The organism is Pectobacterium betavasculorum (assembly GCF_000749845.1).
GTDB classification, from domain to species: Bacteria; Pseudomonadota; Gammaproteobacteria; order Enterobacterales; family Enterobacteriaceae; genus Pectobacterium; species Pectobacterium betavasculorum.
In genome coordinates this window covers 702490-717083 of record NZ_JQHM01000001.1, presented here as the reverse complement: position 1 = coordinate 717083, position 14594 = coordinate 702490, and the positions used below count along the sequence as shown (strand labels likewise).

Genomic DNA, 14594 nt, shown 5'->3' with positions numbered 1-14594 from the left:
ATGATTATTCCCGCATTAGATCTGATTGATGGACAGGTTGTCCGTCTGCATCAGGGTGATTATGGCCAGCAGCGCCAATACGGAAGCGATCCGCTTCCCCGCTTGCAGGATTACCAACAACAAGGTGCAGGCGTACTGCATCTGGTGGATTTGACCGGAGCAAAAGATCCATCAGCCCGACAGATCCCCCTATTAACCACGCTGTTGGCTGGCGTTAACGTACCGGTACAGATCGGCGGCGGCATTCGTACTGAGCAGGACGTAGAAGCGTTGCTAAAAGCCGGTGCCAGCCGTGTTGTCATCGGCTCTACCGCCGTTAAGCAGCCGGAACTCGTTCAGCAATGGTTCACCCGTTACGGCGCAGAAGCGCTGGTACTCGCGCTGGACGTACGTATCGACGCCAACGGTACGAAGTTCGTCGCCATCAGCGGCTGGCAGGAAAACTCAGACGCCACGCTTGAGCAGGTCGTCGAACAATATCTGCCGTTCGGTCTGAAGCATGTACTGTGCACTGATATTTCCCGTGACGGTACGCTAAGCGGCTCTAACGTCGAGCTCTATCGTGAAATTAGCCAGCGCTACCCGCAGATTGCCTTTCAGGCATCCGGCGGCATCGGTAATCTGACTGATATCGCCAATTTACGCGGCAGCGGCGTGCAAGGCGTTATCGTTGGTCGTGCGCTGCTGGAAGGTAAATTTAACGTCGCGGAGGCTATTTCATGCTGGCAAAACGGATAATCCCCTGTCTGGACGTGCGTAACGGTCAGGTCGTCAAAGGTGTGCAATTCCGTAATCACGAAATCATCGGTGACATCGTACCGTTGGCGCAGCGCTACGCACAGGAAGGCGCTGACGAACTGGTTTTTTATGATATCACCGCGTCTTCCGATGGCCGCGTCGTCGACAAAAGCTGGGTGTCACGCGTTGCGGAAGTTATCGATATTCCTTTCTGCGTGGCGGGCGGCATTAAAAGCGTGGAAGAGGCTGGTCAAATCCTCTCTTTCGGCGCGGATAAAATCTCCATCAACTCACCCGCGTTAGCCGATCCAGAGTTGATTACCCGATTGGCCGATCGCTATGGTGTGCAGTGCATCGTCATCGGAATTGATACCTGGCATGATGCCGCCACCGGCCGCTACCATGTGAACCAATACACCGGCGACGAAACGCGTACCAAGGTCACCACCTGGGAGACGCTGGATTGGGTGGAAGAAGTGCAAAAGCGCGGCGCGGGTGAGATTGTCCTGAACATGATGAATCAGGACGGCGTGCGCAACGGCTATGATTTACATCAGTTAAATCTGGTGCGTGATGTCTGCAATGTTCCGCTGATTGCTTCTGGCGGCGCTGGCACCATGGAACATTTTCTAGATGCGTTCCAAACCGCCCACGTTGATGGCGCGCTGGCTGCATCGGTGTTTCACAAGCAAATTATTAATATTGGCGAGCTGAAACAATATCTTAAGCAACAAGGTGTGGAGATTCGAGTGTGTTAAGTGAAGAGTTCTTTCTAAACGACGAGCAACGAAACCAACTCGATTGGGAAAAAACGGACGGCATGCTGCCAGTTGTCGTGCAACATGCGGTATCCGGTGAAGTGTTGATGCTGGGCTACATGAATCAGGATGCGTTGCAGGCTACCGAAGAGAGCGGCAAGGTGACGTTTTTCTCGCGTACCAAACAGCGGTTGTGGACGAAAGGCGAATCTTCCGGCCATTTCCTGAATGTCGTTTCAATCACGCCAGACTGCGATAACGACACACTGCTGATTCTGGTTAATCCTATCGGCCCAACCTGTCATCTGGGTACCAGCAGCTGTTTCTCGCCTGCTGCCAGCGACTGGACGTTCCTCTATCAGTTGGAGCAACTGCTGGCAGAGCGTAAGCATGCCGACCCAGACAGTTCTTATACTGCACGTCTGTATGCCAGCGGCACCAAGCGTATTGCGCAGAAAGTCGGCGAAGAAGGATTGGAAGCTGCGTTAGCGGCAACGGTACACGATCGCGAAGAGCTGACCAACGAGGCCGCAGATTTAATGTACCACCTGCTGGTGCTGCTACAGGATCAGGATTTAGATCTGGCGACCATCATCAATCGTCTGAAAGCGCGTCACAATAAGTAGGCTTGTTCCCCGCGTTATCAGCCATTGATAGCGCGGGATAACATATATGATGTTAGATAGACGTGCCATATCGACAGGAGTGCTGAGAGTACGGTGGCTATTAATGTAAAAAAGCACCCAACGTGGGTGCTTTTATAAGGCTGGTATTTAGGACTAAAAATTAGCCATAAATATTAGCGCGATCGCGGAGTTCCTTACCTGGCTTAAAGTGAGGGACGTACTTACCTTCCAGCTCAACTTTATCACCCGTTTTCGGATTACGACCTACACGCGGTGCACGGTAGTGAAGTGAAAAACTGCCAAACCCACGGATTTCAATACGATCGCCTTCGGCTAACGTAGAGGCCATTTGTTCAAGCATTTCTTTCACTGCATCCTCAACCACTTTGGCCGGGATATGAGATTGCTGTCCAGCAAGCCTTTCAATAAGTTCAGACTTGGTCATAGCGCCTCCAAATACGTGGCTATCAATAGCCAGGATAACTGACTACCGTTACAAGAATGAGCAACTTACGTTGCTCATTCTACCGTTGTGATTACTCGCCTTTAGCTGCTTTGAACGCTTCTGCCATCGCGCTGGAGAAATTGTTTTCTTCAGGCTTGTTGTTAACAGTTGCGATTGCATCTTTCTCGTCAGCTTCGTCTTTCGCACGGACAGACAGGCTAACCACGCGGTTTTTACGATCAACACCGGTGTATTTCGCTTCGACGCTGTCGCCAACGTTCAGTACCAGCGTTGCATCTTCAATGCGATCGCGAGAAGCTTCAGAAGCACGCAGATAGCCTTCTACGCCGTCTGCTAATTCAACTGTAGCACCTTTGGCGTCAACTGCTGTAACTTTACCAGTAACAATAGCACCTTTCTTGTTAACAGACAGGTAGTTATTGAACGGGTCTTCAGCCAGTTGTTTCACGCCCAGGGAGATACGCTCGCGCTCTGCGTCAACCTGCAGAACAACAGCGGCGATTTCATCACCTTTCTTGTATTCGCGAACGGCTTCTTCGCCAGCCACGTTCCAGGAGATGTCGGACAGGTGCACCAGACCATCGATGCCGCCGTCCAGACCGATGAAGATACCGAAGTCAGTGATTGACTTGATTTTACCTTCAACGCGGTCGCCCTTGTTGTGAGTTTCTGCGAACAGCTGCCATGGGTTAGATTTACACTGTTTCAGGCCCAGGGAGATACGACGACGTTCTTCATCGATATCCAGAACCATAACTTCCACTACATCACCAACGTTAACAACTTTGGATGGGTGGATGTTTTTGTTGGTCCAATCCATTTCGGAAACGTGTACCAGACCTTCAACGCCTTCTTCGATTTCAACGAAACAGCCGTAATCAGTCAGGTTGGTTACGCGGCCAGTCAGACGCGTGCTTTCTGGGTAACGCTTAGCGATAGCGACCCATGGATCTTCGCCCAGCTGTTTCAGACCCAGAGACACACGGGTGCGCTCGCGGTCGAATTTCAGCACTTTAACAGTGATTTCGTCGCCCACATTGACGATTTCGCTTGGGTGTTTAACACGTTTCCAAGCCATATCAGTGATATGCAGCAGGCCATCAACGCCACCCAGATCAACGAATGCACCGTAGTCAGTAAGGTTCTTAACGATACCTTTAACTTCCATGCCTTCCTGCAGGTTTTCCAGCAGTTGATCGCGTTCAGCGCTGTTTTCAGATTCGATAACTGCACGGCGGGAAACAACAACGTTGTTGCGTTTCTGATCCAGCTTGATAACTTTGAACTCAAGCTCTTTGCCTTCCAGATGCAGCGTGTCGCGAACCGGACGAACGTCTACCAGAGAACCTGGCAGGAACGCACGAATGCCGTTCAGCTCAACAGTGAAACCGCCTTTAACTTTACCGTTGATAATACCAGTAACCGTTGCAGCTTCTTCGTAGGCTTTTTCCAGCGTCAGCCATGCTTCATGACGTTTAGCTTTTTCGCGAGAAAGCAGGGTTTCACCGAAGCCATCTTCGATAGCGTCCAGAGCAACGTCTACTTCATCACCAACCTGAATTTCCAGTTCGCCCTGTGCGTTCTTGAATTGCTCTACCGGAATGGCAGATTCAGATTTCAGACCGGCGTCAACCAGTACGACATCTTTATCAATAGCAACAACAACACCACGTACGATGGAACCAGGACGGGTTTCGATTTCTTTCAGGGATTCTTCAAAGAGTTGAGCAAAAGATTCAGTCATGTTTGATAATCTTAAGGGTTTCAATTTAACGTCCATCTGGCATCCTGCTCGATGGGGTTGTTTAACATGCCCCGCTGTGCATCCTTACAGCGAGGTAAAAATTCAGTTTTCTGTGATTACGCTAAAATTTCGCGGGCATAAGCCAACGCACGCGCTATCACTTCATCGATGGTCATTTCCGTTGAATCCAGCACCAACGCATCGGCAGCAGGCACTAACGGCGCAACGGGGCGGCTACGATCGCGCTCATCCCGTTCTTTTATCTCAGACAAAAGACGTTCAAAGTTAACATTAAAGCCCTTCCCCTGCAACTGTAGCATGCGACGTTGTGCACGCTCTTCAGCACTGGCATCCAGGAAAATCTTCACCGGCGCGTCAGGAAAGACCACAGTTCCCATATCACGTCCATCGGCAATCAACCCCGGAGCCTCACGGAAAGCACGCTGCCGCCGTAATAATGCTTCACGAACGCGAGGAAAAGCCGCTGCCTGAGAAGCCGTGTTACCCACCGCTTCGGTACGAATTTCGTGGCTAACGTCTTCACCTTCCAGAATGACTTTCAACTGCCCATCTTCTGCAACAAAGCGCACATCAAGATGAGAGGCTAGCGGGACCAGCGCATCTTCGGAACTGATATCCACACGATGGTGTAACGCCGCCAACGCCAAAACACGATAGATAGCCCCCGAGTCCAGCAGGTTCCATTGTAAAGCTTCAGCCAATGCCTTACATAAAGTACCTTTACCTGCGCCGCTCGGTCCGTCAACCGTAACTACCGGTGCCATCACCGTCATTTCTCTCTCCTTAATACTGGGAAGTTCCGCTTATGCCGTTTATGGCATCACGGATGCCTCATTATACGCATCAATACAGAGAAAGGTTACCCCACAATACCGGAATGACGGGAAAAATAAGGCATTATCTGAACGCGCTACGCACTTTCGGAAGGAAAACAGAGCGGAATGTGGTGGAAATCGAACGAGAAAAAAGGCACGGGAGCCGTGCCTTAGAAAGGAATTAAGCCAGTTCGCTGAGACGCGCCAATTGCTCGAAGTAGTCAGGGAAGGTTTTAGCCGTACACTTCGGATCCAAAATCGTGACTGGGGTATCTGATAGCGCCACCAGCGAGAAACACATCGCCATGCGATGATCGTTATACGTGCCGATTTCTGCCGCTTTCAGCTTGGCTGGCGGCGTAATGCGAATGTAGTCATTCCCCTCTTCCACTTCCGCGCCTACTTTGCGCAGCTCAATCGCCATCGCAGCTAAACGATCGGTTTCTTTAACGCGCCAGTTATAGATATTACGCAGCGTGGTGGTACCGCCCTGAGCGAAAAGCGCCGCCGTAGCGATAGTCATTGCGGCATCAGGGATGTGATTCATATCCATATCGATCGCGTGCAGTTCACCACGTTCGCATTCAATATAGCCTTCACCCCAGCGTACAATTGCGCCCATCTTTTCCAGAACATCGGCAAAACGGATATCACCTTGTACGCTATTACGACCCACGCCGGTCACGCGTACAACACCGCCTTTAATGGCCGCTGCAGCCAGGAAATAAGAGGCCGACGACGCATCGCCTTCAACCAGATAATCACCCGGTGAACGATACTGCTGGCGACCCGCCACGAAGAAGCGCTGGTAATTTTCATGGCGTACATCAATACCAAACGCTTTCATCATATGTAGCGTGATATCGATATACGGTTTAGAAACGAGATCGCCCTGAATGCTGATTTGCGTATCCTGCACGGCCAGTGGCGCTGTCATCAGTAGGGCTGTCAGAAACTGGCTCGACACACTGCCATCCACGCTAATTTCGCCGCCCTGGAAACCACCGTGCAGGCGAAGCGGGGGATAGTTTTCCTGTTCCAGATAGTCAATCTTCGCACCACCCTGGCGTAGAGCATCGACCAGATGCCCGATCGGTCGCTCTTTCATACGCGGTTCGCCTGTCAGTACAATATCGCCATCCGACAGACACAGAGCCGCAGCCAGTGGACGCATCGCGGTACCCGCATTCCCTAAAAACAGTTCCAGCGGCTGCTCCGCCGTAAATGCACCACCCAGCCCAATAATCTCACACACGGTTCGATCAGATGACAGATGATATTCCACCCCCAACGCCGTTAAAGCAGTCAGCATATGACGAACGTCATCACTGTCTAACAGGTTCGTCAGTCGGGTCTTTCCTTTAGATAAGGCTGCCAGCAAAAGCGCACGGTTAGAGACGCTTTTTGATCCTGGAAGGTTAAGTGTACCGTTAATCAGCTTGATGGGTTGTAGGGTCAGGGATTCCTGCATGTGAAGCCTATTCTTTCAACGTGGACATAAAACCCCGGAAAGTCCGAGGTTGATCAAAATGTATAGCAAGGTTGGCGTGAATCAACCGTGGCGACGTGCGAAGTCGGCCATAAACTCAGTCAGCGCTTTCACGCCTTCCAATGGCATCGCATTGTAAATAGAAGCACGCATGCCGCCTACAACACGATGCCCTTTCAGCGCGTGCAGACCCGCAGCGACGGATTCTTCCAGGAAGACGTTATCCAACGCGGAGTCCGCCAGCAGGAACGGCACATTCATGCGAGAGCGGTTCGCTACTGCGACATCATTACGATAAAAATCGCTACCATCAATCGCGCTATATAGCAGGTCGGCTTTCTCTTGGTTCCGTTTTTCCATTTCAGCCAGACCGCCGTGCTCTTTCAGCCACTTGAAGACCATGCCGGACAGATACCAGGCAAAGGTCGGCGGCGTGTTAAACATGGAGTCATTGTCCGCCAAAACCTGGTAATCCAGAATTGATGGCAGCTCACGACGCGCTTTCCCCAGTAAATCTTCACGCACGATAACGAGCGTCAAGCCAGCAGGTCCGATATTTTTCTGCGCACCAGCATAGATCACACCATAGCGGCTAACGTCAATCCGGCGAGACAGGATGCTGGAAGAATAGTCGGCGACCACAATTTTATCGCCAAAATCCGGCTCTTCTTCGATCGCAATACCGTCAATCGTTTCGTTCGGGCAGTAATGCACAAACGCAGCGTCATCAGACAATTTCCATTCGCGCATCGGCTTAACGCCCCGCAGATCGCCAACGCGCGTTTTAACGTCAATCACGTTAGGCGTGCAGTATTTTTCTGCTTCATTGATTGCGCTGTGTGCCCAATATCCACCGTCGATGTAGTCCGCTGTTGAGCGCTCACCCAAGAGATTTAACGGCACTGCCGCAAATTGTGCACGTGCACCCCCGTGGCAAAAGAGCACTTTGTAGTTAGAGGGGATTTTCAGCAAATCACGCAGATCTTGTTCGGATTCAGCGGCAACCTGCATAAACTCCTTACTGCGGTGGCTGATTTCCATGACCGATGTACCCAAGCCATTCCAATTACATAATTCCTGTTCAGCACGACGCAATACTTCAACCGGCAGCATTGCTGGACCGGCGCTAAAATTAAAAATCTGAGCCATTTCCCCTCACCACATCTGAAAAATAGCGGCTGTTTTTATCACTGTAGTTACAAATCTGCTAGTTACAAATCTGCTAGTTATAAAAATACCGCTGTTACAAGATCGCCGTTATAACGGGATGTCCGTCATAACCACACTACTTTTACCCTGTTATCGGTTTTATCACTCGTCCACCGCGGCTGCAACGCTTATTGCGCTTTCATTATGCAAAACGGCACGTTACGCAGTCTGTTCTTTTTCGCTGTTGCCAATCTGTTATGAATAAATAGAGTCCAGGCAGAAAAATCCGTATCATGCCGCTTCCGCTAATCTCGATAAGAGTGAACACCATGACTCAAACGTTTATCCCAGGCAAAGACGCCGCCCTGGAAGTTTCCATCGCCCGTTTTCAACAGCAACTCCAGGACCTGGGGTTTAACATCGAAGAAGCGTCATGGCTGAACCCAGTGCCAAACGTCTGGTCTGTCCATATTCGGGACCGCGATTGCCCGCTCTGCTTCACTAACGGCAAAGGTGCCAGTAAAAAAGCGGCTCTGGCTTCCGCGTTAGGCGAATATTTCGAGCGTCTGTCCACCAACTATTTCTTTGCTGACTTCTATCTCGGTAAAGCTATCGCGAACGGTGATTTCGTTCACTATCCGAATGAAAAATGGTTCCCGATCCCGGAAGATAATGCGCTGCCGGAAGGCATTCTGGATGCACGTCTGCACCAGTTTTACGACCCAGAACAGGAATTGAGCGCCAGCGATCTGATCGATCTGCAATCCGGCAATGCCGACAGAGGTATTTGCGCCCTGCCGTTTACTCGTCAGTCCGATCAGCAAACCGTTTATATTCCGATGAATATCATCGGTAATCTGTACGTCTCTAACGGGATGTCAGCCGGTAACACCGCCAACGAAGCCCGCGTTCAGGGGCTGTCTGAGGTGTTTGAGCGCAGCATTAAAAACCGAATCATTGCTGAATCCATCAGCCTGCCGGAAATTCCGCAAGATGTGTTGAACCGCTATCCTGGCGTAGTCGAAGCGATTGCCACGCTGGAAAAAGAAGGCTTCCCGATTTTCTCTTACGATGCCTCACTGGGCGGGAAATATCCGGTCATTTGCGTGGTATTGTTTAATCCTGCTAACGGCACCTGTTTTGCCTCCTTCGGCGCGCACCCTGACTTCGGCGTGGCGCTGGAACGTACCGTCACTGAACTGTTACAGGGTCGTGGCCTGAAAGATCTGGACGTATTTACTCCACCGACGTTCGATGATGAAGAAGTTGCCGAACACGCCAATCTGGAAACCCACTTTATTGATTCCAGCGGTCTGATCTCTTGGGATATGTTCAAGAAGCAGGCAGATTATGAATTTGCCGACTGGAGCTTTAAAGGATCGACAGAAGAGGAGTTCGCGACGCTGATGGCGATCTTCCAGCAGGAAGATAAAGAAGTCTATATTGCTGACTATGAGCATCTGGCCGTTTATGCCTGCCGCATCATCGTGCCGGGGATGTCAGACATCTACCCCGCCGATGATCTACTATTAGCCAATAACAGCATGGGTGCTCACCTGCGTGAAACGCTGCTGGCCCTGCCAGACAGCAAATGGGAACAAGAAGACTATCTGGCACTGTTGCAACAGTTGGACGACGAAGGGTTGGATGACTTCACCCGCGTACGCGAGTTGCTTGGTATTGCCACAGGCAAAGATAATGGCTGGCTCACTTTACGTGTAGGCGAATTGAAAGCCATGCTGGCTCTGGCTGGCGGCGATCTGGATCAGGCTCTGACCTGGACAGAGTGGACGCAAGATTTCAACGACTCCGTCTTTACGGCACAGCGCAGCAATTACTACCGTTGCCTGCAAACCCTGCTGTTACTGGCACAGGAGTCTGAGCGCGATCCAGCAGAATATTACGACGCCTTTACCAAAATGTACGGCAGTGAGACAGTCGAGGCCGCCAGTGCCGCTGTTGCAGGCGAAGCGTGCTTCTATGGGCTGTTTGCCGTAGATGACACATTTGCCTCTTTGCCTGCGCACCAATCTCTGCTGGCAGCCTATGAAAAACTGCAACAGGCTAAACGTCGTTATTGGCAAGCCAAATAATTCCTGAGTGATGCAGTCAGCACGCGTCTTATATTGATGAGTGCAAACCATTACAAATGGCAAATGGCAATTTGCATCCAACCCAAATAGCCCTTTATTTTGAAGGGCTATCTTGTTATCCAAAGTACAATATCTATTATTCGTAAATGCATAATCAGAACATTGTTATTGAATAGTGAATTTTTAATTAAATTACCTCGACAAGGTGGTACTGAAATTCTACAACACATGATTTTCATTAACGCTAAATCGGTAGGTTTAACGTCTGTCATTCAACTCTTTTTGTAAAATTTAAAATATTTTTTCACAATAAAAATCAATTGGTTAACCATAAAATTCTACTAGACCACCCTACTTACCAGCCTATTAATTTCTTGCAATATGATCCACGTCAAATTTTACCGTATACTGCTTTGTTAGTATCTCAACGCTGATAAATTTTAAGAGAGAGTTAGTGTGAAAGCTGACAACCCCTTCACTCTATTACTACCGGCCGCGATGGCAAAAGTTGCTGAAGATGCCGGAGTCTATAAAGCTACCAAACAACCGTGTACGACGTTTTATTTAGCGATCACAGCAGGTGTATTTATTTCGATCGCTTTCGTCTTCTATATTACTTCCACCACCGGGACCGCAACGATTCCTTTCGGTATCGCAAAATTGATCGGTGGTATCTGTTTCTCCCTTGGCCTCATGTTGGTTGTCGTCTGCGGCGCAGACTTATTTACCTCAACCGTTCTCATCGTGATTGCCAAAGCCAGTGGACGTATTACCTGGAAACAACTAGCCTATAATTGGGCTAATGTTTATGTCGGCAACCTGATTGGCGCGCTTTTCTTCGTTGGACTTATTTGGTTCTCAGGAGAGCATATGGTCGCAAACGGTGCATGGGGTCTCAATGTCCTACAAACAGCTGAACACAAACTTGAACATACGTTCGTTGAAGCACTGTGCCTGGGTATCTTAGCTAACTTGATGGTTTGTCTGGCCGTGTGGATGAGCTACTCTGGCCGCACACTCACAGATAAAATGTTTGCCATGATTTTGCCCGTAGCCATGTTCGTTGCCAGCGGCTTTGAGCATAGTATCGCCAACATGTTCATGATCCCTATGGGCATTGTTATCAAAAACTTTGCGGCTCCAGAGTTCTGGAATGCCATTGGCATGGTGCCATCTCAGTTTGAACATTTAACCGTTAGCCACTTCATAACCGATAACCTGATTCCCGTAACCCTGGGGAACATCATCGGCGGCGGTGTAATGGTCGGTTTAACATATTGGGTAATTTATTTGCGCGGTGGAGACAAGCACCACTAAGGTGCAATCGGCCGCAACGTCGGGTTTTAAGAAATCCATATCAAAGGTAGGTGTAAAATGACCGAGCTGAATGAAAAATTGGCCAATGCATGGCAAGGCTTTAGCAAAGGTGAATGGCAGGATAACGTCAACGTTCGTGACTTTATCCAGAAAAACTACACGCCGTATGAAGGTGATGAGTCTTTCCTGGCTGGCGCAACCAAAGCGACCTCAGCGCTGTGGGACAGCGTCATGGAAGGCATCAAAGAGGAAAACCGCACTCACGCGCCTGTTGATTTTGATACCAATGTTGCTGCAACTATCACGTCTCACGACGCGGGATACATCAACAAAGGTCTGGAAAAAATCGTTGGTCTTCAGACCGATGCTCCGCTGAAACGTGCATTAATTCCGTTCGGCGGCATCAAAATGGTTGAAGGTTCATGTAAAGTTTACGGTCGTGAACTGGATCCTCAACTGAAGAAAATCTTCACTGAATACCGCAAAACCCACAATCAGGGCGTGTTCGATGTCTATACCCCAGACATCCTGCGTTGTCGTAAGTCTGGCGTTCTGACTGGTCTGCCAGATGCCTATGGCCGTGGTCGTATCATCGGTGACTACCGTCGCGTTGCGCTGTACGGTATCGACTACCTGATGAAAGACAAGTTTGCTCAGTTCACTTCTCTGCAATCCAAACTGGAAAACGGCGAAGATCTGGAAGCAACAATCCGTCTGCGTGAAGAAATTGCCGATCAGCATCATGCGCTGAGCCAAATTAAAGAAATGGCAGCTAAATATGGCTGTGACATTTCTGGCCCAGCAGCAACAGCTCAGGAAGCGGTTCAGTGGACTTACTTCGGCTATCTGGCTGCGGTGAAATCACAGAATGGTGCAGCAATGTCCTTTGGACGTGTCTCCACTTTCCTGGATATCTACCTTGAGCGCGATCTGAAAGCGGGCAAAATCACGGAAGAAGAAGCTCAGGAAATGATTGACCACCTGGTCATGAAACTGCGTATGGTGCGTTTCCTGCGTACACCTGAGTATGATGAGCTGTTCTCTGGTGACCCAATTTGGGCAACAGAATCTCTGGCTGGTATGGGTCTGGATGGTCGTACGCTGGTAAGCAAAACCAGTTTCCGCTTCCTGAACACGCTATACACCATGGGACCATCTCCAGAGCCAAACATGACCATTCTCTGGTCTGAAAAACTACCACAAAGCTTTAAAAACTATGCGGCTAAAGTCTCCATCGATACCTCTTCTCTGCAATACGAGAATGACGATCTGATGCGTCCTGACTTTAACAACGATGACTACGCGATTGCTTGTTGCGTAAGCCCAATGATCGTTGGTAAGCAAATGCAGTTCTTCGGTGCCCGTGCCAACCTGGCGAAAACCATGCTGTACGCTATCAATGGCGGCGTGGATGAAAAACTGAAAATGCAGGTTGGTCCGAAATCAGAACCCATCAAAGGCGACGTGCTGAACTTCGATGAAGTGATGGATCGTATGGATCACTTCATGGATTGGTTGGCTAAACAATACGTCACCGCGCTGAACATCATCCACTACATGCATGACAAATACAGCTACGAAGCGTCGCTGATGGCACTGCACGATCGTGACGTGTTCCGTACCATGGCATGTGGTATCGCTGGTCTGTCTGTTGCTGCTGACTCCTTGTCTGCCATCAAATATGCCAAAGTTAAACCAATCCGTGATGAAGATGGCCTGGCTATCGACTTTGATATCGAAGGCGAATATCCGCAATTCGGTAACAACGATGCTCGCGTAGATGAACTGGCTTGTGATCTGGTTGAACGTTTCATGAAGAAAATTCAGAAACTGAATACCTATCGTGGCGCGACTCCGACTCAGTCCGTTCTTACCATCACCTCTAACGTGGTATATGGTAAGAAAACAGGTAACACACCAGACGGCCGCCGTGCAGGTGCTCCGTTCGGACCAGGTGCTAACCCAATGCACGGTCGTGACCAGAAAGGTGCTGTTGCCTCTCTGACTTCTGTTGCCAAACTGCCGTTTGCTTACGCGAAAGATGGTATTTCTTATACCTTCTCCATCGTACCTAACGCGTTGGGTAAAGACGACAACGTGCGTAAAGCTAACCTTGCTGGCCTGATGGATGGCTACTTCCACCACGAAGCCAGCAGCATCGAAGGCGGTCAGCATCTGAACGTCAACGTCATGAACCGTGAAATGCTGCTTGATGCGATGGAAAACCCGGAAAAATATCCGCAGTTGACTATCCGTGTATCTGGCTACGCAGTGCGTTTCAACTCACTGACGAAAGAACAGCAGCAAGACGTCATTACCCGTACTTTCACGCAGTCAATCTAATTTCCATGGCTGTCTGAAAAGGCGTAAAATAGAGGCTCCACGTCAGTGGGGCCTTTTTCTTACCCTCGCTTGTCGTTCAGATTGTTAGCCTGTTTTGCCAGCCCGCTATGTTACCTTCGTCACGTGGATGGCTTGCAAAACAGATTCGACGCAGCATCTGTCACACGGTGTTTTTCTGCCAGAAATCCCTGTCAGATCGGTACCCGCTTTCTCATGACTGCGCTCATAAAGACCGCTATTGTCCGGTCAAATTTGGAGAAAACCTCGCAATGTCAGTAATTGGTCGCATCCACTCTTTTGAATCCTGTGGCACCGTCGATGGTCCAGGCATCCGCTTCATCATCTTCTTCCAGGGCTGTCTGATGCGCTGCCTGTATTGCCATAACCGTGATACCTGGGATACCCACAGCGGCAAAGAAGTGACGGTTGAAGAGCTCATGAAAGAAGTCGTGACCTATCGCCACTTTATGAATGCATCCGGCGGTGGTGTCACGGCATCAGGCGGCGAGGCAATTCTACAAGCCGAGTTTGTGCGCGACTGGTTCCGTGCCTGCAAGGCTGAAGGCATTAACACCTGTCTGGACACCAATGGATTCGTACGTCGTTACGATCCCGTCATTGACGAACTTTTGGACGTCAGTGATTTAGTGATGCTTGACCTAAAGCAAATGAACGATGATATACATCAGAATTTAGTTGGCGTATCGAATCACCGTACTCTGGATTTCGCCCGCTATCTGGCAAAACGTAACCAGCGTACCTGGATACGTTATGTGGTAGTACCCGGCTGGTCTGATGACGATGAATCCGCGCACAAGCTGGGCGAGTTCACCAAAGATATGACGAACATCGAGAAAATTGAGCTTCTTCCCTACCATGAACTTGGCAAACACAAGTGGATCGCGATGGGGGAAGAGTACAAATTAGACGGAGTTAAACCGCCGAAGGCCGATACAATGGATCGCGTTAAATCGATTCTTGAAAGCTACGGTCACAAGGTAATGTACTAATCTCTGACATTTCCTGAAAAAAATA

General features: G+C 49.7%; 12 protein-coding genes. 7 read left to right on the top strand and 5 right to left on the bottom strand.

The annotated features are described in order from the left end of the window. The 3 genes from hisA to hisIE are packed head-to-tail and all read left to right on the top strand — an operon-like array spanning window position 1 to window position 2122. Window positions 1-738, top strand: a complete 738-nt coding sequence (hisA, locus tag KP22_RS03205) for a 1-(5-phosphoribosyl)-5-[(5-phosphoribosylamino)methylideneamino]imidazole-4-carboxamide isomerase (protein ID WP_039300630.1) — start codon at window positions 1-3, stop codon at window positions 736-738. Continuing rightward, the gene (hisF, locus tag KP22_RS03200; RefSeq protein ID WP_039300633.1) at window positions 720-1496 is read left to right on the top strand and encodes an imidazole glycerol phosphate synthase subunit HisF; all 777 of its coding nucleotides are present in this window, start codon (window positions 720-722) and stop codon (window positions 1494-1496) included. The genes hisA and hisF overlap by 19 nt, the downstream gene beginning before the upstream one ends. Beyond that, the gene (hisIE, locus tag KP22_RS03195; protein WP_039322327.1) at window positions 1490-2122 is read left to right on the top strand and encodes a bifunctional phosphoribosyl-AMP cyclohydrolase/phosphoribosyl-ATP diphosphatase HisIE; all 633 of its coding nucleotides are present in this window, start codon (window positions 1490-1492) and stop codon (window positions 2120-2122) included. The genes hisF and hisIE overlap by 7 nt, the downstream gene beginning before the upstream one ends. Window positions 2123-2282: 160 nt before the next feature. Here the strand turns inward: hisIE and ihfB are convergent, their stop codons facing one another. From ihfB to serC, 5 genes are all read right to left on the bottom strand, one after another. Continuing rightward, complete coding sequence (ihfB, locus tag KP22_RS03190) at window positions 2283-2567, bottom strand: integration host factor subunit beta (protein ID WP_005967571.1); 285 nt, start codon at window positions 2565-2567, stop codon at window positions 2283-2285. A gap of 91 nt (window positions 2568-2658) precedes the next feature. Continuing rightward, complete coding sequence (rpsA, locus tag KP22_RS03185; RefSeq protein ID WP_039357911.1) at window positions 2659-4332, bottom strand: 30S ribosomal protein S1; 1674 nt, start codon at window positions 4330-4332, stop codon at window positions 2659-2661. Window positions 4333-4448: 116 nt separating this feature from the next. Beyond that, window positions 4449-5126: a (d)CMP kinase gene (gene cmk / locus KP22_RS03180; RefSeq protein ID WP_039300643.1), complete on the bottom strand. Its 678-nt coding sequence runs from the start codon at window positions 5124-5126 to the stop codon at window positions 4449-4451. Window positions 5127-5349: 223 nt separating this feature from the next. Then, window positions 5350-6639, bottom strand: a complete 1290-nt coding sequence (gene aroA, locus KP22_RS03175) for a 3-phosphoshikimate 1-carboxyvinyltransferase (RefSeq protein ID WP_039300646.1) — start codon at window positions 6637-6639, stop codon at window positions 5350-5352. Between the two features lie 81 nt (window positions 6640-6720). Further along, a complete protein-coding gene (serC, locus tag KP22_RS03170) occupies window positions 6721-7806 on the bottom strand; it encodes a 3-phosphoserine/phosphohydroxythreonine transaminase (protein ID WP_039322324.1) in 1086 nt (361 codons plus the stop codon). Window positions 7807-8135: 329 nt separating this feature from the next. Here serC and ycaO point away from each other — a divergent pair, with 329 nt between their 5' ends. The 4 genes from ycaO (at window position 8136) to pflA (ending at window position 14569) form a co-directional block, all read left to right on the top strand. Then, a complete protein-coding gene (gene ycaO, locus KP22_RS03165; RefSeq protein WP_039300652.1) occupies window positions 8136-9899 on the top strand; it encodes a 30S ribosomal protein S12 methylthiotransferase accessory factor YcaO in 1764 nt (587 codons plus the stop codon). A gap of 456 nt (window positions 9900-10355) precedes the next feature. Beyond that, window positions 10356-11216, top strand: coding sequence for a formate transporter FocA (focA, locus tag KP22_RS03160; RefSeq protein ID WP_039300655.1), 861 nt, complete (start codon window positions 10356-10358; stop codon window positions 11214-11216). A 57-nt stretch (window positions 11217-11273) separates the two neighbouring features. After that, window positions 11274-13559 (top strand): formate C-acetyltransferase, encoded by a 2286-nt coding sequence (pflB, locus tag KP22_RS03155; protein ID WP_039300658.1) that lies wholly within the window; start codon window positions 11274-11276, stop codon window positions 13557-13559. A gap of 269 nt (window positions 13560-13828) precedes the next feature. Beyond that, window positions 13829-14569 (top strand): pyruvate formate lyase 1-activating protein, encoded by a 741-nt coding sequence (pflA, locus tag KP22_RS03150; protein WP_039300662.1) that lies wholly within the window; start codon window positions 13829-13831, stop codon window positions 14567-14569. Window positions 14570-14594 lie beyond the last annotated feature (25 nt).

What these genes read in the sequence shown, in the direction of transcription:
- ihfB (WP_005967571.1), bottom strand. Translation starts at nt 2,567, where the DNA reads ATGACCAAGTCTGAACTTATTGAAAGGCTTGCTGGACAGCAATCTCAT.
- serC (WP_039322324.1), bottom strand. Translation starts at nt 7,806, where the DNA reads ATGGCTCAGATTTTTAATTTTAGCGCCGGTCCAGCAATGCTGCCGGTT.
- rpsA (WP_039357911.1), bottom strand. Translation starts at nt 4,332, where the DNA reads ATGACTGAATCTTTTGCTCAACTCTTTGAAGAATCCCTGAAAGAAATC.
- aroA (WP_039300646.1), bottom strand. Translation starts at nt 6,639, where the DNA reads ATGCAGGAATCCCTGACCCTACAACCCATCAAGCTGATTAACGGTACA.
- ycaO (WP_039300652.1), top strand. Translation starts at nt 8,136, where the DNA reads ATGACTCAAACGTTTATCCCAGGCAAAGACGCCGCCCTGGAAGTTTCC.
- pflA (WP_039300662.1), top strand. Translation starts at nt 13,829, where the DNA reads ATGTCAGTAATTGGTCGCATCCACTCTTTTGAATCCTGTGGCACCGTC.
- hisA (WP_039300630.1), top strand. Translation starts at nt 1, where the DNA reads ATGATTATTCCCGCATTAGATCTGATTGATGGACAGGTTGTCCGTCTG.
- hisF (WP_039300633.1), top strand. Translation starts at nt 720, where the DNA reads ATGCTGGCAAAACGGATAATCCCCTGTCTGGACGTGCGTAACGGTCAG.
- pflB (WP_039300658.1), top strand. Translation starts at nt 11,274, where the DNA reads ATGACCGAGCTGAATGAAAAATTGGCCAATGCATGGCAAGGCTTTAGC.
- cmk (WP_039300643.1), bottom strand. Translation starts at nt 5,126, where the DNA reads ATGACGGTGATGGCACCGGTAGTTACGGTTGACGGACCGAGCGGCGCA.